The organism is Paenibacillus sp. FSL R7-0026, from assembly GCF_038004485.1.
GTDB lineage: Bacteria > Bacillota > Bacilli > Paenibacillales > Paenibacillaceae > Paenibacillus > Paenibacillus xylanexedens_A.
This window is the reverse complement of record NZ_JBBORG010000001.1, coordinates 1,870,038-1,894,536: the sequence shown is the minus strand read 5'-3', so window position 1 is coordinate 1,894,536 and position 24,499 is coordinate 1,870,038. Positions and strand designations below refer to the sequence as shown.

The following is a 24,499-nucleotide window of genomic DNA, read 5'->3' as shown; positions in this document are numbered from 1 at the left end:
AATTGAACAAAATCCACTACAATAAATAGCTGTCCAGATATGACACTTGGATGACATCTCTTTAGAATAGCGAGGCACTGCCAGTGAACATGAACACAACAAGTTTTTCCCAAAAAGTGAAGCAATTCCTGATTATATTTTTGCCCATCTTCACCACTCAAATCGCCCTCTCTGCCATGTCGTTCTTCGACACGAATATGTCAGGCAAGTTTTCCCCGGCCGACCTTGCAGGCGTCGCAATCGGCACAAGTCTGTGGATGCCAGTTCAAACTGGACTAAGCGGGATTCTGATCGGTATTACACCTGTCGTTTCCCATCTGCTGGGTTCCAAACGTAAGGATCAGATCGGGTATAACGTCATCCAGGCATTGTATCTCGGGATTGCAGTCAGTCTCGTCGTTATCGGAGCCGGGGCGTTGTTACTTGGCCCTATACTGAACGGAATGCCTCTGGAGCCCCGGGTTGCCCAAGTTGCCTTCTATTTTTTGTGTGCACTTGCTTTTGGCATTATTCCGCTCTTCGGATATACAGTGCTGCGCAGCTTCATGGATGCACTTGGCCAGACACGGACTACGATGTTTATTACGTTGGTTTCCCTGCCCGTTAACATCTTTCTAAATTATCTGCTGATATTCGGTCGCTGGGGCTTTCCACAATTGGGCGGTGTTGGTGCTGGTGTTGCTACAGCATGTACATACTGGCTGATCTTTCTTATTAGTCTCTTTTTTGTCCACCGGGTCGAACCTTTCGCCCAGTATGGCATTTTCCGTCAATGGACCCGTGTATCATTGTCCAAATGGAAAGAGTTACTCAAGATTGGAGTGCCCATCGGATTCGCGACTTTTTTCGAAACGTCCATCTTCGCTGCTGTGACTTTAATGATGAGCCGTTTCGATACCACAACAATTGCTGCCCACCAAGCGGCGCTGAACTTTGCTTCTACGCTCTACATGCTGCCTGTGAGCATATGTATGGCTCTTACGATCCTTGTGGGCTTTGAGGCAGGTGCGGGGCGTCTGAGAGATGCCAGACAATACAGTCTGCTTGGAATTGGTGGAGCCATCGGACTCTCACTGCTGACAGCGATCGTGTTGATTGTGTTCGGCGAACAGATTGCAGGCGTGTATTCAAACGATCGAGAGGTCATTGCACTTACGCAGCATTTCCTTATCTACGCCATTTTCTTTCAGATCTCGGATGCGATTGCTACACCGACCCAAGGAGCATTGCGTGGCTACAAAGATGTTAATCCTGCACTAATCATTACGTTTGTAGCGTATTGGATCATTGGCCTGCCTGTAGGTTACCTAACAGCTACGTATACTTCACTCGGTGCCTTCGGATACTGGATTGGACTCATTGCCGGCCTTGCTGTAGGAGCAACAGCGCTTCTCTGGAGACTCTTCCTGGTACAAAAACAAGCAGCACTCCGCAAGGCGTAGCATAGGAACACTCACTTACTTTGGAAAACAACAAAAAGAGCACAATCCACGTTAAAGCGGGATTGTGCTCTTTTTGTATGAATCGAATTATTGGGACAAACGTTGTGCAAGCTCGTAAGTCACCATATCGAAATCTTTTTTTGTGTTAACCACTTTATCAATATCTGTCAGGGTAAGTTCACCCTTGATAATGCCACAACCTTTGTCTGTCTCGCCTGCGATCAGACTGCGAACAGCGAAGTCGCCAAGACGGCTTGCCAGGTTACGGTCGAAAGGTGTTGGCGTACCCCCACGCTGAATGTGACCCAGAACGGTTACACGTGGCTCATACGTTGGGCAACGTTCCATCAGTTCTTTTGCTACATCCTCACCTTTGCCTACGCCTTCTGCAACGATGATAATACTGTGGCGTTTGCCATGTGCAAAGTTAGCTTTCATCCGATCTGCTACTTCGTCCATGTCAAACGGAACTTCTGGGACAAGAATCGTTTCAGCACCCGAAGCAAGTCCGGCATGCAGAGCGATATCTCCACAGTGACGACCCATAACTTCAACGATGGAAGAACGTTCGTGTGAAGACATCGTATCACGCAATTTGTTTACTGCATCAACCACTATGCTTACAGCTGTATCAAATCCGATAGTATAGTCGGTGAATGAAACATCGTTATCAATCGTTCCTGGCAGACCCATGGTGTTAATGCCCAGCTTGCTCAGTTTGTTTGCTCCGTTGTAGGAACCGTCCCCACCGATAACAACCAGACCGTCAATGCCACGCGCACGCAGAATGTCCGCACCTTTTTGCTGACCTTCAGCGGTATAGAACTCCTTGCAACGTGCCGATTGAAGAACCGTTCCCCCACGTTGGATGATATCCCCTACACTCCGCAAATCCATTGGGAAAATGTCATTATTCAAAAGACCCTGGTATCCACGTTGAACTCCAAATACTTCGAGACCGTGAAACAGTCCGCTGCGAACAACCGCACGAACAGCCGCGTTCATCCCCTGTGAATCACCACCGCTCGTTAATACTGCGATTTTCTTTACTGCTGTCATGATGTTTCTTCCTCCTCTAGTTTCACTTCAGGCTCCGCAATATCACACCTGACTTACATATTTTTCCGTATCCAGCGACTGAAAATGAAGAAAAATATTCTTGTGATCGGACTATTTTTCAGCAGACGTTTGGATACAACGCGAACTTCCTGTTGTTCGCTGACTTTGGGATCAGACAGGTAAATGGCAATCAGTCCTTCGATGATCATCCGGTGAAAGGAGCTTCCCGGAATCTTCTGCACATCACTGCGTGCCATCTCCACAATAAAAGCAATTCGGTCCAGCATTGTCTCTACATTCTCATAATAGTTGCAGAAGTTGAGATCTCCCCCGATGCGGTCCTCATCCTGATCAATTAAATAATCGAGCATAATGTGCAATGCGCATACATGTGGGAAATAGGCCGTGTGGATCGAAGCCGCTTGCTCTTCAGTCAACTGATCGTCACTCGCAGCCAGAAACAGCATGAAAACGCCCAGTGTAGAGCCAGTTGCAGCAGCAAATTCGTTCCAACGAAACTGAGGTGTGCGATGACGATGCTCCGACCACCATTCGAGCAGTGCCGTTTCTCTCAGTTCCGGCTTGATATGCTTATATACCTGCAGGTCCGTGTATAGGCCTGCCAGATCCTGAATTTGGGGCTTGGCGGACGTATAGCCTGGTAACTGACGGGTCAGTTCCTGACATGTGGTCACCAGATTCCGCAGATATCCACCGTCATCCTGCTCCTCACGGAGGGCATAATAATTGACGGGAATTGCTTCGGGATCTACCGCATCAAGCATAGATTGATGGAGAAGACGAAAGTCATCCGGGTCCATCGACGTGCTGCGGTCGCACAGATTGTCCAAATAATCACTAATAGTTTGATATGAAACGATCAGCGGAATCAGAATGTGTCTGTTTGGCAAATCAGCTAATGCGTAGACGGTTCCGCCTTCACAGTGAAACTGTTTATCCTTCAGACTGGCAAGTGCCTGTGTACGCAACTCCTCATTCGGAATCGCCTCAGCTTGAGCACGCCATCCATTCAGTGCCTTCCGTGTTTCCGGAATGGTGTATTTGTACACCCCTCTCATCAATGCCAGCGGTCCACGCGGATATTGATGACGTTTTCGATTTGATTGGCTCAAAATAAATGTGCCTCCACTTGGTTGAATACGTATTAGAGCGATTTTTAACCATTCCTATTATAATATGATCCCCTTAATTGTACAAATGATCTGCCGCATATTCCGCATAAAAAATCGCATCGGCATTCAAAGCTTTGTGATATACTATCCATATTTCATCCATCAAAGGAGTCGTTGACATGTCGTCAAGTGAATCACTTTCGTGGAGACGGTTATTTTCTTTTTTTGTGCCACTTGGCATTTCCGCCTCTCTCGTCACCATTTCTCACGTCATTATAAACAGCACATTAGCACGTTCCGCTCATCCCGAGACGGTTATTGCCAGCTATGCCATCGCCGGTAGCTTGTTAACCCTCACGGAACGCCCCTCCACTCTGTTGCGGCAAACCTGTTCCGCACTGGTTCGCGATCGCCTTTCCTTTCAGGCCCTCACGTTTGTGACCAAAATATTTCTTGCCTGTGTACTTCTCATTGGGTTTCTCATCGTATACTCTCCCGTTGGTACCGGGGTGTTCAAATACTTGTTTGGTGTAAGTCCGGATCTGCTTAACAAAGTCATAGACGTATATGAAATTCTCATGTATGTGAGTATCTTTTCAGTGATCCGCAACATCTATCAGGGGATCATCATTACGAATAACCGCACCAAGTGGTTAACCATCGGGATGGTATTCCGTTTAGCCGGCATGTACGGCCTATCCCTCTATTTCATATACACAGACAGCATTGACAGTGGACGTGTAGGCGCTATCATTTTTGCTGCTGGCATGATGATTGAAGCGCTCGTCAGCTTTCTGGAGGGTAACAGCATCAAGCGCAAGATGCCAGCCAAGCTTGAGGATCATCCCGTCGAGAGCAAGGGAGACGTATTTCGCTTTTATAAGCCACTGCTGTTATCCAGCTTTGTAGCGCTGTTCATAGGACCGGTTATTAACATCGTACTTGGCAAAACGACCGGTATCGCACTAGCCATTTCGTCCTTTGCCATAGCAAGCAGTCTGATGCAGTTGATGCTAAGCTTCTTTACATACATCCATCAGATCGTGCTGAATTTCTACCTTGTGGACGCCAAACTGGTACGAAAATTCGCACTTGTGACCGGATTTATTCCGTTTGCGATGATGGTGTCGATTGCCTATACCCCCTTGGGACCATGGGTACTCGAAAATGTCATGAGCGTTCAGGGCGAACTTTTGCAACAAAGTCTGTGGACACTGCGTGCGTTTGTCTTATTTCCGCTGATCTTCCCTTTTCTGGATTTCAGCAATGGCCTCATTCTGCTTCGCGGCCAGACGAAAACGATGTTTCGTTCGCAAACGGCGAATGCAATCTGCACGGTAATTGTGCTGCTTATACTGGTTAGTATTTTCCCTGCGTGGAACGGTATGATTGGCGCTGTAGCCCAATCCCTTGGCCTGCTTGCCGAACTTATCATTGTCTGGCTTGTCATCCGGCGCACACAGAAAGAACCTACGATGTCCGTGCCGAAAGCCCGTAAATCAACATCCCTGAAAGGGTAATAAAATCATTGAATTGTTATCAGGATTGGAGTCTCTCATCATGAAATTAAGTCACAACGCCCGCCCGGATCAGAACTGGCTGCGGGCTCTCATGTTCACCATCTTTGGTTCCACCGTTCTGGTGGTATCCTACTTCCAGCTTTACTTCAGTCATCTGGGCTTCAGTCGGGCTGAGATTGGATATCTTTACGGAATTGGCCCCCTCATCTCCGTGTTCTCCAATATGTTCTGGAGCATGGCCAGCGACCGCTACCAAACGGTACGCAAAGTGATGATCATTCTGCTTGGAGGCCAATTGATCACAGGTATCATGCTTGCCAACGCAACAACTTTCGGTCAGGTATTTGTACTCGTAACCCTGTTTTACTTTTTCTATTATCCGGTCTATCCACTCTCCGATACGATGGCTATTACAACAGCCAGCAAGTACGGCCGAAATTTCACTTCCATTCGAGTCTTCGGATCGATCGGTTATGCCTTCTTTGCATTAAGTATCGGGTATTCCCTTGGATCTTTTGGTCCAGCATGGACGATTTGGGTCTGTGTTGGTCTTGCTGCAACTACACTATTGATCAGTTTTCAATTGAAGGATCAACCTTCGGGAAGCAGTAGCAAAATGGATCTATCGGGGTTATGGGCTATTTTGAAACGCAGAGATGTGCTCACCTTTTTTGGCTGTGTATTTTTGCTTGCCATGGGACATCGTATGAACGAAGCATTTCTTACCATCACGCTAAAAGATCTGGGTGCCAGCGAGGGGCTGATCGGCTGGTCTTTGCTGATTTCTTCCGTAAGTGAAATCCCCATCTTTCTACTGCTCAGCAAGTATGGAAACCGTTATAAAGAACTGCCGCTAATTGCTTTTGCTGCACTGATGTATACGGTTCGTTTGCTTCTCATGTCCATATCCGATACACCTGCAGCCGTCGTTGCAATTCAGACGATGCACAGTGTAACCTTTGGTATTTTCTACGTTACGGCGGTCCGCTACATCATTCGCCTAGTTCCGGACGGTTACAGAGCTACAGGTATGGCTTTGTTCACCATTGTCTGGTCCAGTGCTTCGGGACTTCTTAGTGGAACGTTGGGCGGACTGCTGCTGGAACATGCAGGCAGACAAACCTTCTATCTCACCGCTATGGCTTTCTCCCTGGCTGCACTGATCGGTTTCGGATTAAAGTTATGGTCCAGCATGACCAATCGTGTCTCCTGAACACACAGGGTTACTTACACCGTATTCAACCGTTATTTACACTGAAAATTTTAGAATCAAAAAAAGCACAGCCTCCCATGGGGGACTGTGCTTAGGTTCTTAATATTCAGCTATAAATTTATAATATATAAGAAGTCCGTTAGCCGGATAAATTCTTACAGTTTGTTTACGTTAGCTGCTTGAGGACCACGGTTTCCATCAGTGATTTCGAATTCTACCGCTTGACCTTCTTCCAATGTTTTGAAGCCATCTCCTTGGATTGCGGAGAAATGTACGAATACGTCCTCGCCGCCTTCAACTGAAATAAAGCCATAGCCTTTTTCTGCGTTAAACCATTTAACTGTACCTTTCAAATGAAAAACCTCCTAAAAATATCGCCATCTATGGCGAATACCCTTATTATACTGTATGGGCTTCCATTTTGCAATTTATCTTTCCATAAATGTCGAAAAAATTTGCTTTGAATCGTAGGGTACGGTATCATTTTACCAAAACCGTTAGTTTGGAGACTACCTATGATAAAAAAACATGAAATATACAAAACAGACAAGTGGAATATGATGACCGTAGAAGTTCAAGGCAAATATCTCGTACTGCGAGAAATTTCGGAAGAATGGGGCGAAGAATGCCATACATTCCTTAGCCGTCCTGCATTAATGCACTGGGCTGAACGCCGTTTTCCAAAAGCAGATTTTGAGAACCGTGAGGATGAATGGCGTCAATTGATGGCTGCCTTCAAAGGGGTCTAACCCATGCAGCTTGACTCAAGCAATGTCGTCATCTTTATTATCCTTGCCTTCTCCCTTGGTATTGTGCTTATTCTGGGACGCAATTCCATCCCGGATCGATTAAGACGGGGAATGGCGCTTATTGCTACCCTGCTCATTTGTTTCGCCTTTTTCCTGATCGTTTATTTTCTGTATAACATGGGAACCTAATCACGGGGACCCAGATATTCAAATATTTCAACGTGCCTAAGGTCATACTATACGAGATTATTCGTATCGTAAGGAGGAAGGCCGTTGAAATACCAGAAATCGCTATCTGTTATCCTGGTACTTAGTCTGATTCCTTCGTCTCTCTCCGCACAGGCAAGCGAGACGAAGGCAGCTTCGTCCATACATTCATCAGATCATCAAAGGAGGATTTCCATGAGTCAATTATTGAAACGTTCCGAGGTGCCGGCTGAACATAGCTGGAAACTGGAAGATTTATTTGCCGATCAGAAAGCCTGGGATCAAGAATATGAAGAAGTATCGTCTTTGACCAAGAAGGCCTCCGAATTCCAAGGCAAACTGAATCAACCCGATGTACTCAAATCTTGCTTCGAATTCGAAGATGAGATCAGCCTCAAAATAGAACGCCTCTTTGTGTACGCACGTATGCATCAAGATGAAGACACAGCGAATCCTACATATCAAAACCTGTCCCAAAAAGCCCAGAAATTAGGCGTACGGGTTGGTGAAGCACTTTCTTTTGTCACACCGGAGATTCTTTCCCTGCCGGATGATCAGTTAGACGCATTTATTGCGAACGAAAAACTTTCTGCTTATACATTTACGCTGGAAGAGATGAAACGCGAAAAAGCCCACGTTCTTAGCCAAGCAGAAGAGGCTTTGCTTGCACAAGTAGGCAACCTTTCACAAGCACCACAGACAATCTTCAGCATGCTGAATAACGCTGACCTCAAGTTCCCCCGAATCAAGGATGAACACGGTAACGAAGTTGAACTGACTCACGGCAGCTACATTCAGTTCCTGGAGAACCCTAATCGTGAAGTTCGCGAACGTGCCTTCAAAGCAGTATACGAAACCTATGCCAAACAGAAGAACACAATTGCGGCTGCCCTGAATGCAAATGTAACCAAAAATATGTTCTATGCTAATGTTCGGAAGTACCCTTCCGTGATGGAAATGTCCCTATATGGAGATAACATCCCAACGGATGTGTATACCAATCTGGTAGACACCATTCACGAGAGCCTTCCGTTATTGCATCGTTATATGGACCTGCGCAAAAAGTTGCTGGGTGTGGATCAATTGCACATGTACGATCTGTTCGCTCCACTCGTAGACGAATACAAAATGGATATTACCTATGAGGAAGCGAAACAAACGGTTAAAGACGGTCTGAAACCACTCGGCAAGGACTATGCTGACGCATTGCAGACTGGATATGATAACCGCTGGATCGATATATATGAGAATGAAAATAAACGTTCAGGCGCATATGCCTGGGGCGCTTACGGCACTCACCCGTATGTCTTGTTAAATCACAAGGATAACCTGAACAGCATGTTCACACTTGCACATGAAATGGGTCACGCTCTGCATTCACATTACTCGGATACAACACTTCCGTATCGTGATGCACAGTACACCATCTTCCTGGCAGAGGTTGCATCTACAACCAACGAAGCGTTGCTCATGGATTATCTGCTTAACAAATCAACAGATCCAAAGGAAAAATTGTATCTGTTAACCTATTATGCCGACCAATTCCGTACAACGGTATTCCGTCAGACCATGTTTGCTGAATTCGAGAAAATCATTCATGAACGTGCGGAACAAGGTGACGCATTAACACCACAATTGTTATCCGAGATCTATTATGATCTGAACGTTAAATATCACGGAGAAGGCATGGCTGTCGACAAAGAAATTGAAATGGAATGGGCTCGCATTCCCCACTTCTATAACAGCTTCTACGTTTACAAATATGCTACAGGCTTCTCCGCAGCGACAAGCTTTTCCAAGCAAATCCTGGAAGAAGGCCAACCGGCTGTTGACCGTTATCTTGGCTTCCTGAAGAGTGGTGGCAGTGATTACTCCATCAACATTCTGAAAAAAGCAGGTGTGGATATGTCTACACCACAGCCAATTCGTGAAGCCATGAGTGTCTTCAAGGAACTGATTGAACAGATGGAGCAGCTAACCAAATAAGGTTGTCTTTTCATGTGACCTGCATCCCTTGCCCGTTTGGGCAGGGGATTTTATCATCATTGCAAGATGCAACATACCCGAATATGGGTAATGCATATCTAGTTCTCAATTGTTCAACAAGGAGGCAACACCATGAAAATGCAATGGGCACTCATAGCAGGTCTTGTTTTTGCACTGCTTACGGGAATCTTTGCGGTCATTAATGTGGATTCCGTACAAGTCAACCTGTTATTTAACACGGTACAAATCCCGCTGATCTTGCTGATTCTCGGCTGTACCCTGATCGGTGGAATTATTGTAGGGTCATATGGCATCTATCGCCAATACAGACTGCAACGCGAGAACAAACAATTGAAATTGCGTGTATCTGAATTGGAAAGTTCCGCGACAAGCAAATCTACGTTGGATTCTTTTAAATCGATGGATTCGCTTGACTCCAATGAATCCGACAGCCTATTGGAGAATGATTCGATCCAGAGTCAGCGCAAAGGAAACCCTACGGGAACACTGTAACCAATCAGAGACAGCCTGCTGGCGAGTCAGGAATGGTAGTATCACATCCTCTCCCCCAGACAGGCTGTATTTTGTTTCACACCATACCCATGATCCGAGGAGGAAATTACACAATGAGTTTTACAATTGATGAATCTTACGTTCTGTCTTTTCTGAAAAAATTGCTGGATACACCAAGCCCAAGTGGTTACACACATCATATTATCGAGATGATCCGGAAGGAAGCAGCAGCACTGGGCATCGCCTGTGAGCTGAATAACAAGGGCGGTGCGGTGCTCACATTGCCTGGACAGGACTCTTCCAAGACAATCGCTTTAAGCGCCCACGTGGATACGCTAGGGGCCATGGTACGCTCAATTACATCCTACGGCACATTGAAACTTACCTCTGTCGGTGGATTTTCGATGCAAAGTATCGAAAACGAATATTGCAGCATCCATACTCGGGATGGAAAAACATACACAGGCACCATTCTCTCCCTTCATCCGTCTGTCCACGTCTATCCGGATGCACGTACCTTTGAACGGTCCGAGAGCCATATGGAAGTTCGAATCGATGAGGTCGTCTCCTCCAAGGAAGATGTGTTGAAACTCGGGATCTCTGTCGGCGACTTTATCTCCTTCGATGCTCGCGCAGTCATCACGCCGAGTGGTTATATCAAATCACGTCATCTGGACGACAAAGCCAGCGTGGCTGCCCTCTTCGGCATCCTTGAGTCTGCACATCGTGAAGGCTGGAAACCATTACATAACGTTTCTCTGCTTATCTCGAACTATGAAGAAGTTGGACATGGCGCATCATATATCCCTGCGGAAATCAGTGAAATGATCGCTGTAGACATGGGAGCTATGGGTGATGACCTGAGCTGTAAAGAAACCGACGTTTCCATATGTGCCAAAGATTCTTCTGGCCCGTATGATTACGATATGACCAGCCGTCTCATTGAACTGGCCAAACAAGATGGAATGGATTACGTCGTCGACATTTATCCCCACTATGGCTCAGATGGCAGTGCAGCATTACGCGGAGGAAACAATATCCGAGCAGCACTGATTGGTCCGGGGGTTCACGCATCTCATTCCATGGAGCGTACACATAAGGATGCTGTCCTGAATACGGCACGATTGCTCGCAGCCTACATTACAACCAAGTAAAACAGAATCATTGATCGACGAAATTATCATGGATAACATCCACATGTTCGTCTAAGCAGAAGGCCCCTTCCAAGCACACAATTCGATGTGCTTGGAAGGGGCCTTTGTTGTCATATCTTTTAATCTGCCTGTTCGACATATGCATGATACTTACGATCCAATATCTCTAACTCTGCCTTATGGTCACGCATTTCATTTCTTAACACATGCATGGTTTTCCGAACCGCACTCAGTCCATCCTTCACCTGACGTTCGGCTTTGCGAATTTTGTCCTGAACCATCCAATCTACGAAGAGGTTATCGAAGAAATAGTCTGCGAATGAAAGCAGACCTCCCAGATGCAGATCCGCATGTACTGCCATTTCTACGTCCTCCAATTCCTTCTGAAAACGTCGTAGACGCTTACCTGCATCCATGATGGCAACCTGAGCGTCATCCATTCTTCCTCGCTTGATATGCGTGGAGATGACTCCACCACCCATCATGTCATATATACCCCAATTACCTGCCGAAGACAAAGCCTTCTCGGCACGTTCAAGAGCATAGAGCAGATATTCTCCCTCCCGGAAAGCTTCATCCAGTTCCTGTAGCTCGCTCGCAAGATGTTCCCGATTCTCAGCCATCTGTTGCAATTCCGCATCCTGGTCCAGCAGACGACCTTCCTTCTTCCCCCACAGCGCGTTGTAATCGCTCTGCCAGTACTGATACTGCCGCCCGCCCTCCAACTCCTGCTCCACATGAATTCGTTGCTCCTGTACGTCTTGTAACATGCGACAAGCGGTGTCATATGCAGCCTTGCTCTCCATCAGTTCCAGCTCTTCCTTCTCCAGCCGTTCTGTCTTCTTGCCAATCAGTTGATAGAAAAATGCCGACAATGTCATACTGTTCAGTCGATCGACATCCTTCTGCTCCTTCTGGAGATGCTCCAGACGACGTTTTACCTTTGCTTCCCATTCGCTTTCCTCCGTTTGAAGCTTCTCCAGACGCTTGGTCCATTTCTCGTAAATTCTCCCCTTTTCCTTGAGCGCTGCCAACTGTTGATTAATTTCCTTATACATAAGTGTGGTGTTCTCTCCCTTCTATGGAATTCTTTACTTATACAACGTAATGAACATACAGAACGTTTCACATAAAATCGCAAATTCGCAGACAAAAAAATCGCCCTTTTCTCCAATGCGACATAAAGTCACTATAGAAGAAAGGGCGATGTTTAGTTATAAATCAAGACTTGCTCTGTTCAATCTGCTCTGCAAGTTCATTTAGTATGGTCCAGCGTTCCATCAATTCATCCAGATGACGTTCAGCCTCAACCTGCTCCGCCATTAACTCCTGCAGACGGGCAGAATCACTAAACGACTCTTCCATCTCTTTGTTAATCCGGACAAGATTGGCTTCAGCCTTCTCAATATTTTCATCAATCTGATCGTATTCACGTTGCTCTTTGAAGCTGAATTTCAACTTCGGTTTAGCCGCTGACACAGCAGGTGTCGTTTTCTCCGATGACTGCTTCACCTTCGCTGTTCCTGTGTCACTCTCTTGATTAGCTCCAGGCGCATTTTTCAGCATCCATTCTGCATATTCACTGTAGTCGCCGACGTGTACACGTACAGCACCGTTGCCCTCAAAAGACAGCACTTTATCCACAGTACGATCAAGGAAATAGCGATCATGGGATACCACAAAGACAACACCAGGGAAATCATCCAGGTAGTCTTCCAGTACAGCGAGTGTCTGGATGTCCAGATCATTCGTCGGCTCATCCAGCAGCAATACATTCGGCGCAGCCATCAGCACACGCAGCAGATACAGGCGACGCTTCTCTCCACCAGACAGACGCGAGATTGGCGTCCACTGGGATGCCGGGGTAAACAGGAACCGCTCCAGCATCTGGGATGCTGTAATCAGAGAGCCATCGGCTGTTTTCACATTCTCGGCCACTTCCTTGATGTACTCAATCACACGAAGTGATTCATCCATCTCCTGATGTTCCTGTGTGAAATAGCCCAGATTGACCGTAGGACCAACGTCAACCACACCTGCATCAGGTTCCAGCTTGCCAGATATCATCTGAAGCAACGTGGACTTACCACTACCGTTCGGTCCGACAATCCCTACCCGATCTCCAGGTACGGCAATATAACTCAGATCTTCGATCAGTTTGCGACCCCCGACGGATTTGGAAAGATGCTCGATCTCCAGAATCTTTTTACCCAAACGAGTGGAGCCAACCGATACTTCCAATGAACCCGAGCGCTGGATTCCTTGTTGATCTTTAAGTTGTTCGAAGCGATCAATTCTCGCTTTTTGTTTCGTTGTCCGTGCCTTGGCACCGCGACGAATCCACGCAAGCTCTGTCCGAAGCAAGTTCTTACGTTTCTGTTCGGAAGAGGCTTCCCGTTCTTCCCGCTCCGCCTTTAGTTCTAGAAAGCGTGTATAGTTGGCTTCATAGCGGAACAAACGTCCATGATCCAATTCGAGCATGACATTCGCTACACGATCCAGGAAATACCGATCATGCGTAATCATAAGCAGTGCGCCGCGGCGCTTCTGCAAGTACTGCTCGAGCCATACGACCGAATCGTTATCAATATGGTTCGTCGGCTCATCCAGAATGAGCAGTTCACAAGGATGAATCAGTGCAGCAGCAAGTGCTACCCTTTTGCGTTGTCCACCAGACAATGTGCCCATAAGTGCATCGAATTGACGAATACCCAGTTTGGACAAAATGCTCTTCGCTTCGCTCTCCATCTGCCAGAGCTGAAGCTGCTCCATTTGCTGATTCAAACGTAATAACCGCTCTTGCAACGCTGGATCGGACGAATTCAGCTCCAATAATTCCATCGTTTCCGTATATTCACGCACGGTTTTCATTTCCATGCTGTCACCTTCGAATACTTGTTGCAGTACCGTATTATCCGGATTGAAGTCCGGATTTTGTGCCAGGAACTGAATACGTACATCATTACCGATGGAGATCTGTCCCGCGTCTGCAGGTTCCATACCGGATATCACACGCAAAAACGTGGATTTACCAGTTCCATTTACCCCAACGACACCAATCTTGTCCTGATCAGCCATGCCAAATGAAGCGTCCTTGAACAATATTTTTTCGCCATAACTTTTTGCAATTTGCTCTACCGTCATTATGTTCATTGCTCGTACCCACTTCTCTGTAAATTAAAATTCAATATCACGTACATCCGTGAACTCACTTTACACTTGTAAAAAAGAACGGCATCCATCCAGAAACAATGCTGCTGCAAAAGCAATTCGTTTGTTCAGATGTTCCTCATTAAACTCTGGATTTAACATAATATCCATCTTCAGCCGGTCCAGAATTCCAATGTAGGCTTCAGCGAGCAATACAGGCTCAGGTACACTTGCACTCTCTAGTACCTCACACACCATACTCATGTACTGATTCATGAATGCCTTCATGAATTTCATCAGATCCGGATCATTATTGGGTGCCATAAAAAAGAGCTTGGTATGATTGCGACGCTCATAATAATACGTAAGGTGTGTCTTGGCTATTGCTCCAAGTTTATCACCTGTGTTCTCATGCGAGTTCAAAGCATATTCAAGACGACTGATAAAACTGTTACAATCCCGCTTGGATACTGCGATAAATAATTGTTCCTTGCTTTTGAAATATAAATAAATGGTGCCTTTTGCGATGCCAGCTTCGTCTGCAATATCAGACATTTTGGTCTCATAAAAACCTTTCGAGCCAAAAATACCATAGGCCGCATCCAAAATAGCCTCCGATTTGTCTCCCTGTACAGTGCTCAAAATGCACTCCCCCCTACAACGCCAAAATGTTACCTAAACCAATCGCCACACATCCGCCGATCACCGAGCTAAGCACGTTCACCAGGTCGTTACTCATCCATGCCCAGCCACGAGCCCGAACCGTTGGATGCCCGCAATGTTCATGTACCTCAACTTCACGGCCACACACGGTACAACGATACATCATCTGCACCGTTGCGCCAAGATAAGAATCAGCAAAAGCCCCTGCCAATCCACCTACAAGGCCCACAAAAGTCCAACTAAACAGACCAAGCCCTTCTATCCCGGCGATCCAGGAAAACAAGAATGCTCCCGCGCCAATCAGAGCCCCACCTACGGCTGCAGCCACGGTTCCGAGAAGTGAGACACCTCCTGAAGCACCAGGCGTAAGTACCTTCCACGTGAGAACAGAGCGCGGCGACTTGCGACTGAGACTCCCAATTTCGGTTGCCCATGTATCCGATGTAACGGTAGCCATTACACCAATGAAAGCATACACCCATGCCGGATGTGGAAATATCCAGTATCCCAGACACAGGAACATGCCCATCCCACCATTAGCCATCACTTGCCCGGCGTCCCGATTTCCTGACTTGGCATAGGATTTCTCCAGCTCCTGCTTCCGATCTTTACGAAACCTGGAGAGCAACGTTGAAGTAATGAAAAACAACAATAACGTGCCAAACCAGAACAGGTTACCCGCTCCGTAATATATCGTTCCCATCATGATGGCTGCCAGGCAGCCAGACAGGGTTAGCGACTTTTTCGCATAGGCAGCACCTGCCACCATAGAAGCGCATACGGCGCCAATAATCCAATCCATAATGTCTCCTGCATGCAGCATATGTACAGCCCGCATGACGTTAATTGTATTTTTGAAATTCAATTATACCACGGTTTGATCCCAATGCCGAAACTCCTTACGCCAGCACACGAAAAACCTGTTTTGGCCTCGTGTAGAAGTACCAAAACAGGTTATGGATCAAACGTTAAAACAAGATAACTTCCCTCTTCAAGTAACGTCTGTAATTCAATGTTCCTATGTCCTAATTTAGACCCGCTTCGCTCCGCCAATGACCCCATATCGGTAGAGTACTCTGCGACCAAACCAGTTGAATAATCGATCCGTCAGGAATCCCATAAAACCCAGGGAAATCAGCCCGACAAAGATCCAATCTGTTCGGAAAAAGAGTCTGGAATTCCAGATTAAGTAACCCACCCCCTCATTCGAAGCAATCATCTCAGCACCGATTATGGCCATATACGAGGTTCCCATCGCCAGTCGCACACCTGTGAAGATATACGGGGTTGTCGCCGGAACAATCACATGCAGCAGAATCTGCCGTTCATTGGCTCCCATACTGCGGGCCGACCGGATTTTGTCCTCTTCGACGGAGAGTACACCTGTCAGTGTATTTAATACAACAATGAAGAAGGTTGCGTACATAATAAGCGCGATCTTGGATTGCTCTCCAATTCCAAACCACACCAGGAATAAGGTAATAAAGGCGATCGGCGGGATAAAACGTATAAAGTTAAGGAACGGTTCGGCGAACAGCCGGATGAGATGAACTTTGCCAATAATCAACCCTACCGGAATAGCAATGATGCTTCCGAGTACCCATCCCGCCAGTACACGAGTGAAGCTGATTCCGATATACTCCATCAGTGTACCGTCAGCAATCAGTTCGCGTGCTCCCAGAATCGTGTGCCACGGACCAGGGATTACGTCAGGCCCATAGATGAGGGCACCGAGCTGCCAGATTAAGATGACCGTTACCCATAGAAGCGGGATAGACACCCATTTTTTCTCCAACCATTTCATCTTGTATATCACCTCAGTTATTCTTCAAAGTGGCCTTGAATTCGGTCATACAGGGTGTTGAACTCAGACGAGGCGATGTTCCTCGGGTAAGGTAAGTTGTTGTGGTAAATATCCGTTATATTCGAAGATGGACCTACGGACATAATGCCTATGCGCTCACCAAGCAATAACGCCTCCTGAATATCGTGTGTCACAAAGATAACGGTTTTATGTGTTTCTTTCCAAATATTCACCAGTTCCTTCTGCATGGTCCGTCTCGTCATCGCGTCCAGCGCACCGAATGGCTCATCCATCAGCAAGATCGCCGAGTCATTCGCAAGTACCCGGGCCAATTGAACCCGCTGCTTCATGCCACCCGAGAGTTCTTTCGGAAATTTCCCCTCATGAGCACTCAGTCCAACAAGCTGGATGTATCGATCAGAGATCTCACGTCGTTGTGTCTTAGGCACCTTGGACATTCGAAGTCCGAATTCAACATTTTCCCTCACAGTTAGCCATGGAAAGAGAGAAGAATCCGCCTGCTGGAATACCATTGCCCGATCCCTGCCCGGTCTGTCGATCTCCTTGTTGTCTACCTTGAGCTGTCCACCCGACTTGGAGATAAAACCCGCGATCATATTCAGCAGCGTTGACTTCCCGCACCCACTGGGACCAAGCAGGACAAAGAACTCTCCTCCCTTGATAACCAGATCGACATCCTTAATGATATAATGCACATCCCCATTGGTCGGGGCATGATACGTTTTCCGAAGCTGTTCAATATGAATGGTATGCTGAGTTGCAGGTAAGGACATAACGGACACCTCCCATTTCAATAAGAATTATTTACTATATGTTACTTTCTCCGGCAAAGCCTGCTGGAGAGAAGTCAGATCGAGTTTGGTGTCGAGATCAAAATCCTGTTCGATGATTCCAGTGTCCACCATATATTGCTTCTGACCTGCCAAACTATCATAAGCAGCCTGCGTAAATCCAACTTCCCATGGATTGATCGGAAGGTCTTTCAACGTGGCATCTTTAGGCTGTTTGGTCTCTTGATACATCAGATCGGCAACCTCTTCAGGATGCGCTTGGGCATACGTGGATGCTTCATCCAGCGCTGCAAGGAAGTCACTTATCTTTTCAGGGTTTGCCTGGATGAATTCATTACTTGATACCAGTCCCATACCAAGGCGTATAGGGGTCTGAGACATATCCGTCAGCTGATGTACTCCTTCGAGTGCATCGAATTTATCGGTTAACGCGGAACCTATAACCCAAGCGGCATCAAGGTCTCCCTGTTTCAGTGCGATGTAGGCTTCATCAAAAGCCCCCTGACCAATTTGCGTCACATCACTCAGCGCCACCCCCTGATCTTTCAAATATTCATCCCATAGATACGGAATAAATGTGCCTCGAATGAAACTCACTTTCTTTCCCTTCAAATCCGCTCCACTCTGAATATCCTCCCTTGCATACAGCTTCCAGGCGGCTGCCGCTTCATCCGTAGTCTGGCCTGCAGAAGCGATGACTGAATATTCCCCTTTAGCCAGCGCATTTAATACAGGGAAGTCCGCACCGTAAGCAATATCAACCTGTTTGATAAATAGTGCATTTACACCTTCAGCCGGTGAGCCAAACGTAATACTCTCTGCATCAATGCCCCTGTTTTCAAAAAAACCTTTGGCAATGGCTACCCTGAACGTTGGGTTCGTACTTGTATCTGCGATTCGAATTTTTACATTATCGGTATTGTTGCCGGTAGCGTCTTTTGCTCCAGATCCTGCTGCGTTTGAACTGCATCCGGATAATATGAGTGCCGTAGCCAGAAATAATATCAATATGCCGGTTACTATGGATGGTTTTCTCACAATATACACCCCATTCGATCTAGTCATGAATCTTGACGCTTAACCGCCTGACTTGCCTTCATCCGACGTTGCCACACAGGCTGCACCCTCCACAAATGGAAGAGTTGTCTCTACGCTCACGATGGATGCAGAACCTTTGGGTGCTGCTCCCGGGACCCTGTAGGTGGAGACATCAATGGCTTCGATGGCAACTTCCTGCGGTTTCTCCAACTGTGGAACCCACTGATAAGGAACTCGATATGAGCGATAGACCATATTGGTATTCCGCCCATCCGTGTACGGGGAGACATACTCCCAGACCAGCTCATGCTCCACTGTCACTTCGAACAATCTGCCATTGGAACCCTCGGTTATCAGGGTGTTGCCGTTAGGTAAACGCTGGGCGGAACTGATGTATGGGCTATAAAATTTATAAGAATCCGTCGGAACCGAGAAACCTGCTTCTGCCGAGGTATACTGCCAGACAATCTCCAGGGTGACCGGGTTAATCTCCAGTACACGGGAGTGATCCCGAATCGCATGTTTCAATCCAAATGGAGAAGCCGGATTTGGAAGGCCGTAACCTGCCCAGCCGCCATTGTCGAATACGAGCAAGTTCCCTTCACCCGGTAGACCTTGGGGAATGATATGTGCATGATGCTGTCCGATAATTGTGCCAATGTGTTTCGCTTCAGTTGAAGTATAGTCTGGTCCTAGTCTCCACACGATCTTTCCGCTCTGTCTGTCTGTAATGGCAATAATATTGGCCTCTCTGGCATCCCAGATAATATTGTCGGGGTGGAACCGTTCGTCTCCGCCTTCATAGAAGCGGTTGGGTCCGACATAAGAGGCAGAATTAATATGTAACCAGTCACCAACGCCACCACCCAAATGACCGAAAGAACGTGTATTTGGATCACGGAACAGGACATTTCGAGCAGCTTCATCAAAACCTAATTCTTCAAAATGTTCGTTAGGCAGCCACTCCCAGAGTACCTTCCCTTCCCAATCCACTTCGATAATGGCATCATCAAGCAATGGCTTATCTGAAATTTGCGGGTTACTCACATTTTTGTGAGCCAGAATAAGTGTTTTACCACTCTTCGTCTTTGGCGCAAGGCCAGGTGCATAATAACCTACTGGATTCCCCTCACGCTGATAATCATGATGCTGGCGGGCATACCATAGTGGCTCATACCCCGGATCTTCGATGTATTCGTAGCTATTGTATTTCCATACAATGTTGCCGTCCCAATCCACTTGGACCAGATCGACATTATCCTGAATACCAAACTTCGGATCTCTCCGACCCGTGCTGCCCAGCACGTAGCCGCCAGGTAATATTTTGGCCGGAAAACCTAACAATCCTTTCCACAGGTGAACCTCCTTGCCATTCATATCGATCAATACTACGCCTTCCTCACCTGCCTGATAGACGGTATAACCGCCCCAAGCCTTATCCGGATTGTATAACGTCGCTCCAGTTGGATATATTGTTGAGTGTCCCATTGATCATCTCTCCCTAGAATGTTTGTGGTATATCAAATATCGTTACTTTGACCCAACCTCAATAACTGAGATAGTTCCTCTTCCCGGTATTTTCCCGTTGCTTCTGCTCAAGGTCACTTGCGGAGGACCGATCATGTTCTTGTATCCCGTTGCTCTCCGCCAATTCCAGCACCGTGTCCGAGAATCCCTCCAGATTCGCTACTACCCGCTCGTAGAATCGACTTTGCTGCTCCAGTTCCTCACTCGTAAAACCCTCAAACAGAAGCGTGATACATCGGGCACCGATGTTGCTGTTTCTCGCATACATCTCCCGCCCGCTGGATGTGATGTCCAGTAAAACCGTCCGGCGGTCGTCTTCCTTTCGTCTGCGGATGGTGAGTCCCTTTTTCTCCAACTTATCGGTCAGAGCTGTAATGGCACCCGATGTGAAGTCCAATTGTTCTGCCAGATCTCCAAGCCGTTGTTCTCCCTCACGAATGATTTTGTGCAGGATAAGCATACCCGGCAGGCTGATTCCCTCTACAGAGATGCGATCCCGCTCTTTGACAAATCGTCTGACCATTTTGCGAAATAACCAATCCGTCCGCTCCAACGCTTCCCAGTCTCTATCACTCATTTCATAACCTCCTTGATCGTTTTGAAGCTTCAATAGCGAACAAAAAAAGGCCCCCGAGGACATTCCTTAGAGGAGTAGTCCCGGGAGCCTTTGGTGGTCCAATCAGCTCAATGCAGTTTTCAGTTCAAATTAGTTCACTGTTCATTTAATGAATATTAAAATAATTGAGATTATCATATAACCAACTAACCCAACCTGTCAAGTGAGAATTAAAATATAGATCTACTTTTACAGTCATTACCCGCCGGTTTGAAATTACTTATCCTGTTTTAAGTTTCACTTCAGGTTTCCCGTTTACACTATTCTCAGATCGAAACATCTACAACTACATCAACGACAAGTTACGATTCAGTTCGTACTCAACTACAGAAATGAGGATTATCCATATGAATATGAAAAGAGTCATTATTATAGGCACCATGATTGTCACCATGTCCTTTGCCGGAACAGCATGGGGCCAATCCGCCATCTCTCCCATACCTACTGCTAAATGGTCCATCGTTGAGTTGGACACTCGTGAGGGAAGCAGTGATGAGCTGCTCAGCGCTCTGAATCAGGCTTCAGAAGTGGACTTGTATCAGGAACTGTACAACGGCAAATCACTGAGGACGATTACGGAAGAAAACAACGGGAATTTGGATGAGGTCATTGCTATACAAGTAAGGCAGCTCAGAGAGCAGTTGGATGAACGGCTCGCAAATGGAAGTATCAGTTCGGAGCAACATGTTGCACAACAAGCTGAACTGGAAGAGTTGGTCACACAGAGCGCAAATACAGCGTACAGCTTGGCCTAAGTTAGTAGCGTATCCGTACGATGAAGATATAAATATATATCCACGATAACACAGCAAAAAGGAGCGTATTCACGCCCCTTTCTTGTACCCTATTCATCTCAAGCAGGTATGATGTGTAATCCTTATTGCGCTGCCCCAATCGTGCAGGCACCCAAGGATTCGCCGTCCCATGCCAGTTCGAGCACATCTCCTGCTTGTGTTGGTCCAACACCTTCCGGTGTCCCTGTAAAAATGACATCGCCCGGCCCCAGGCCGTAATGATGACCTACATAATCCACAATATCCTGTAAACTGAAGATCATGTTACGAATATTACCACGCTGGACTTCCTCACCATTTTTGGTCAATGTAAAGTCTTTCTCCAGTAATGCTGCCGCACCCGGGAATGCCTGAAATACAGTAACCGGAGCGGAATTTCTGAACCCTTTGGCCGCTGTCCACGGGTGGCCTTTTTTCTTAATTACGGTCTGTACGTCACGTAACGTAAAATCAATACCAAACGCATACGCATCCACCAGCTCATCCACCGCCATACCTGGCTTATAACCCCGGCCGATTTGCACGACCAGTTCAGCTTCATAGTGAACTTCACCCTTGGTAGCAGGCAATTCAAGCGTTTCACCATTCAGGGGCACGACTGCATGGGAAGGTTTCATAAAGATCATTGGTTCATCCGGAACCGCGTTACCCAATTCTTCCGCGTGAAGTTTATAATTGCGTCCTACACAGTATACATTGCGAATGTTAGTCAACATGGGTATATAACCACCTTTATCGGATTCATTAGTGCATATAGTAAAGTTAAGGTCTGAAAAATCGGCTGCTCGTCTCCTGAAATGCCAGCTCCCATACGTCAGGACGGTTCGTACATAACATGAGTTCTGGATCAACTGCCGCCAGTTTCTTCATAATGGTCTTGTCATCCACTGTCCAAGCCATCACCCGAATGCCTGCACTCCGCATCTCGTTCATTAAGGATTTGTCTACATTGGTGTATCCAATCGAGAGGAATGTACTATTCATCTGCCGCAGCGCGGTTAACAGGTCACCTGGTCGTGCATCAATAATCAGCCCCGTCTGGATCTCCGGTGCAAGTTTCTTCACTTCGATCAGAGCGGCTGGTTCAAATGAGGTGATCACAACATCATTTTGCATATGTCTTTTTCTCACTTCATGTATAACAGCCGCAGGCAGACCCGGGTACATGTCTCCCTGCGTTTTCAGTTCAATGTTCAAACGTACTCTGCCGCACGAGCGATCTAACAATTCACTTAGCGCCGGAATCCGTTCGCCTTTGTAAGACTTGTTTTTCCATGCTCCGGCATCCAGACGTTGCAGATCAGCCCAATCGGTTTCCCGAACCAAGCCCTTGCCATTCGTCGTACGATCCACAGTAAAATCATGAATAACCACTGGTACACCATCACGCGACAACTGCACATCCAGCTCCATCCACTGAACTTCAGGCCGCTCCATGGCCATCAGGAATGCAGCCATCGTATTCTCTGGTGCAATAGAAGAAAATCCACGGTGTGCTACACAAAGGTTGTTCATTCGATTCCCTCCTCAAAAAGGTTTTTAATTAGGCGAAGCGACTCCATTCCCATCATATCGAATGCCCGGGGAGAGCTTTGCCATCTGTTCCAACAGCAGTTTGTTCGCCTCATCAATCATCGGAATGGCCTGACCAAGCCCGGCCTCATAAGGGATAACTTTCATGCTGCAATCTGCATCGCGACTACAGCGAGCCTGAAATACCGCCGTTTTCCATGTCTCTTCGGTTGTTGATCTGGAGAAAATGAAATTTCCCGTACTGTATGCAATCCACTTCCCCTTATAGTACTCCAGCCCTTGCAACACATGAGGATGACCACCTATGACCAGATCAGCGCCAGCATCTACAAACTCATGAGCCAATCGGGTCTGGTCACTATTCGGAGTACTTACACGTTCCTCTCCCCAATGTGCAACCACGATCACCAGATCAGCCTTCTTACGGGCCTCCTGGATCGCTTTGACTGCTCCTGTGGAATCATAAGCTTCAGCCACACCAGCCCGATTGCCTTCCGCCTTCCAACTCGTTTCCGGTACCACTCGGGAGAAGCCAAGCAGTGCGATCTTCATGCCTTTGCGTTCCAGGTAAGCTGGTGCATAAGCTTCATCTCTGTTCATCCCTGCTCCAGTGTGAGCTATGCCATACTCCTTGAGATAGGTTAACGTATCCACCAAGCCCTCTACGCCCTGATCCAGAATATGATTGTTAGCCAAATTGACAGCATCAAAACCCGCAGAGGCCATTGCCGCCAATGCTTTGGGCGAAGATTTGTATACATATGTTTTGTTAGCCGCACCAGTACCACCCAGGGTTATCGGTGTCTCCAAGTTGCCGATGGTAAGATCATCATCCTTGAATAATCTGCCGAGTTTGGCAAAGGGATAATCATAACCGTTTTTATCCAGCAGTTCAGCAACTTTGCCCGAGAATTGAATATCACCAACAAAGTTAATCGTAACATCCTTCGCTGAATTGGAAGGTTTCGACGTCCCTGATTCCTGATCCACACCTGCATTTCCCTTGGTACCGGACGGTGTCGAATTTGCCACAGGTTTTTTCGTTCCGGATTCTACTTTCTCACTATTGGTATTGCCTGAAGTGTCAGGTGTCGCTACTCCAGATGTCTTATCTGCATCCGCTGTTGTCTCTTCATCCGTAGCTTCGGTCTCTTCTTCCGAAGTCTCATCGGATTCCGGGTCTGGAGAGCTTACCTGATCCCCGCCTTTGGCATCGTCTCCAATGGAAGGCTGATCCTGATCAACCATTTCTTGCTTCACCGGCAGGTCTGCCTGTTGCTGACGTGTATTAATGACATAAAAAATGCCCACCAGACCAATTGCCATGATCAATACAAGATTAACTGTCCAGATGATTCTATCGCGGGTGCGCTTTCTTTTTTTTCTCTCTACACTTCGATCTGATCTTGGGGGATACATAAGCAACTCCTCTTCTTCACAGCCATACATACCATTATATCAGGCATATTCTGGATTTCCATCATTCCTTGGAACTGTATCGATTGAAAGGGTATGAACTCAGTTAGCTTCCAGATCTTCACATAAAAAAAGCCATCTCTCCAGTAGATAATTCTACGTTTGAGACA

General features: G+C 46.9%; 24 protein-coding genes. 9 read left to right on the top strand and 15 right to left on the bottom strand.

Features of this window, described 5'->3' with window-relative positions; all coding sequences use genetic code 11:
• Window positions 1-89: 89 nt before the first annotated feature.
• Entirely contained in the window at window positions 90-1,442 is a 1,353-nt protein-coding gene (locus MKY44_RS08760) for an MATE family efflux transporter (RefSeq protein ID WP_341009809.1), read from the top strand.
• An 87-nt stretch (window positions 1,443-1,529) separates the two neighbouring features.
• Here the strand turns inward: MKY44_RS08760 and pfkA are convergent, their stop codons facing one another.
• Complete coding sequence (gene pfkA, locus MKY44_RS08755; protein ID WP_036609663.1) at window positions 1,530-2,501, bottom strand: 6-phosphofructokinase; 972 nt, start codon at window positions 2,499-2,501, stop codon at window positions 1,530-1,532.
• Window positions 2,502-2,554: 53 nt separating this feature from the next.
• Window positions 2,555-3,634, bottom strand: coding sequence for a tetraprenyl-beta-curcumene synthase family protein (locus MKY44_RS08750; protein WP_017689390.1), 1,080 nt, complete (start codon window positions 3,632-3,634; stop codon window positions 2,555-2,557).
• A 179-nt stretch (window positions 3,635-3,813) separates the two neighbouring features.
• Here MKY44_RS08750 and MKY44_RS08745 point away from each other — a divergent pair, with 179 nt between their 5' ends.
• A complete protein-coding gene (locus MKY44_RS08745; RefSeq protein WP_341006794.1) occupies window positions 3,814-5,154 on the top strand; it encodes a multi antimicrobial extrusion protein MatE in 1,341 nt (446 codons plus the stop codon).
• Window positions 5,155-5,194: 40 nt separating this feature from the next.
• Window positions 5,195-6,367 carry an MFS transporter gene (locus MKY44_RS08740; protein ID WP_341006793.1) on the top strand — a complete coding sequence of 391 codons (1,173 nt, stop codon included), beginning with the start codon at window positions 5,195-5,197 and terminating at the stop codon, window positions 6,365-6,367.
• Between the two features lie 155 nt (window positions 6,368-6,522).
• Here MKY44_RS08740 and MKY44_RS08735 read toward each other — a convergent pair whose 3' ends face one another.
• The gene (locus MKY44_RS08735) at window positions 6,523-6,720 is read right to left on the bottom strand and encodes a cold shock domain-containing protein (protein WP_017689394.1); all 198 of its coding nucleotides are present in this window, start codon (window positions 6,718-6,720) and stop codon (window positions 6,523-6,525) included.
• A 162-nt stretch (window positions 6,721-6,882) separates the two neighbouring features.
• Here MKY44_RS08735 and MKY44_RS08730 point away from each other — a divergent pair, with 162 nt between their 5' ends.
• From MKY44_RS08730 to MKY44_RS08710, 5 genes are all read left to right on the top strand, one after another.
• Window positions 6,883-7,116 (top strand): hypothetical protein, encoded by a 234-nt coding sequence (locus tag MKY44_RS08730; protein ID WP_017689395.1) that lies wholly within the window; start codon window positions 6,883-6,885, stop codon window positions 7,114-7,116.
• 3 nt (window positions 7,117-7,119) lie between these two features.
• Window positions 7,120-7,305, top strand: a complete 186-nt coding sequence (locus MKY44_RS08725) for a hypothetical protein (protein WP_047842378.1) — start codon at window positions 7,120-7,122, stop codon at window positions 7,303-7,305.
• Between the two features lie 213 nt (window positions 7,306-7,518).
• Complete coding sequence (pepF, locus tag MKY44_RS08720; RefSeq protein ID WP_036609671.1) at window positions 7,519-9,309, top strand: oligoendopeptidase F; 1,791 nt, start codon at window positions 7,519-7,521, stop codon at window positions 9,307-9,309.
• Window positions 9,310-9,441: 132 nt separating this feature from the next.
• Window positions 9,442-9,822 carry a LapA family protein gene (locus tag MKY44_RS08715; protein WP_047842377.1) on the top strand — a complete coding sequence of 127 codons (381 nt, stop codon included), beginning with the start codon at window positions 9,442-9,444 and terminating at the stop codon, window positions 9,820-9,822.
• Window positions 9,823-9,935: 113 nt separating this feature from the next.
• On the top strand, window positions 9,936-10,976 hold the full coding sequence (locus MKY44_RS08710; protein WP_076318418.1) for a M42 family metallopeptidase: 1,041 nt from the start codon (window positions 9,936-9,938) through the stop codon (window positions 10,974-10,976).
• Window positions 10,977-11,095: 119 nt separating this feature from the next.
• Here MKY44_RS08710 and MKY44_RS08705 read toward each other — a convergent pair whose 3' ends face one another.
• The 9 genes from MKY44_RS08705 to MKY44_RS08665 all read right to left on the bottom strand — a co-directional run bounded on the left by MKY44_RS08705 (window position 11,096) and on the right by MKY44_RS08665 (window position 20,547).
• Window positions 11,096-12,034, bottom strand: a complete 939-nt coding sequence (locus MKY44_RS08705) for a hypothetical protein (protein WP_341006792.1) — start codon at window positions 12,032-12,034, stop codon at window positions 11,096-11,098.
• A gap of 163 nt (window positions 12,035-12,197) precedes the next feature.
• Complete coding sequence (locus tag MKY44_RS08700) at window positions 12,198-14,129, bottom strand: ABC-F family ATP-binding cassette domain-containing protein (protein ID WP_341006791.1); 1,932 nt, start codon at window positions 14,127-14,129, stop codon at window positions 12,198-12,200.
• A 60-nt stretch (window positions 14,130-14,189) separates the two neighbouring features.
• Window positions 14,190-14,768 carry a TetR/AcrR family transcriptional regulator gene (locus MKY44_RS08695; RefSeq protein WP_017689402.1) on the bottom strand — a complete coding sequence of 193 codons (579 nt, stop codon included), beginning with the start codon at window positions 14,766-14,768 and terminating at the stop codon, window positions 14,190-14,192.
• Between the two features lie 13 nt (window positions 14,769-14,781).
• Window positions 14,782-15,591: a DUF92 domain-containing protein gene (locus MKY44_RS08690; RefSeq protein ID WP_341006789.1), complete on the bottom strand. Its 810-nt coding sequence runs from the start codon at window positions 15,589-15,591 to the stop codon at window positions 14,782-14,784.
• A 228-nt stretch (window positions 15,592-15,819) separates the two neighbouring features.
• On the bottom strand, window positions 15,820-16,593 hold the full coding sequence (locus MKY44_RS08685) for an ABC transporter permease (protein WP_074094444.1): 774 nt from the start codon (window positions 16,591-16,593) through the stop codon (window positions 15,820-15,822).
• A 17-nt stretch (window positions 16,594-16,610) separates the two neighbouring features.
• Window positions 16,611-17,387, bottom strand: a complete 777-nt coding sequence (locus MKY44_RS08680) for an ABC transporter ATP-binding protein (protein ID WP_340016530.1) — start codon at window positions 17,385-17,387, stop codon at window positions 16,611-16,613.
• A gap of 27 nt (window positions 17,388-17,414) precedes the next feature.
• Window positions 17,415-18,443: an ABC transporter substrate-binding protein gene (locus MKY44_RS08675; RefSeq protein ID WP_341006788.1), complete on the bottom strand. Its 1,029-nt coding sequence runs from the start codon at window positions 18,441-18,443 to the stop codon at window positions 17,415-17,417.
• A 39-nt stretch (window positions 18,444-18,482) separates the two neighbouring features.
• Window positions 18,483-19,931, bottom strand: coding sequence for an aryl-sulfate sulfotransferase (locus tag MKY44_RS08670; RefSeq protein WP_341006787.1), 1,449 nt, complete (start codon window positions 19,929-19,931; stop codon window positions 18,483-18,485).
• 58 nt (window positions 19,932-19,989) lie between these two features.
• The gene (locus tag MKY44_RS08665) at window positions 19,990-20,547 is read right to left on the bottom strand and encodes a MarR family winged helix-turn-helix transcriptional regulator (RefSeq protein WP_341006786.1); all 558 of its coding nucleotides are present in this window, start codon (window positions 20,545-20,547) and stop codon (window positions 19,990-19,992) included.
• Between the two features lie 386 nt (window positions 20,548-20,933).
• Between MKY44_RS08665 and MKY44_RS08660 the strand changes: the two genes are divergently transcribed.
• On the top strand, window positions 20,934-21,341 hold the full coding sequence (locus MKY44_RS08660; RefSeq protein ID WP_341006785.1) for a hypothetical protein: 408 nt from the start codon (window positions 20,934-20,936) through the stop codon (window positions 21,339-21,341).
• A 122-nt stretch (window positions 21,342-21,463) separates the two neighbouring features.
• Here MKY44_RS08660 and MKY44_RS08655 read toward each other — a convergent pair whose 3' ends face one another.
• From MKY44_RS08655 to MKY44_RS08645, 3 genes are read right to left on the bottom strand one after another with little or no spacing between them, the layout of a single operon-like run.
• A complete protein-coding gene (locus MKY44_RS08655; RefSeq protein ID WP_341006784.1) occupies window positions 21,464-22,096 on the bottom strand; it encodes a fumarylacetoacetate hydrolase family protein in 633 nt (210 codons plus the stop codon).
• Window positions 22,097-22,142: 46 nt separating this feature from the next.
• A complete protein-coding gene (locus tag MKY44_RS08650) occupies window positions 22,143-22,895 on the bottom strand; it encodes a glycerophosphodiester phosphodiesterase (RefSeq protein WP_341006783.1) in 753 nt (250 codons plus the stop codon).
• A gap of 24 nt (window positions 22,896-22,919) precedes the next feature.
• On the bottom strand, window positions 22,920-24,332 hold the full coding sequence (locus MKY44_RS08645) for a CapA family protein (protein ID WP_341006782.1): 1,413 nt from the start codon (window positions 24,330-24,332) through the stop codon (window positions 22,920-22,922).
• Between the last annotated feature and the right edge of the window lie 167 nt (window positions 24,333-24,499).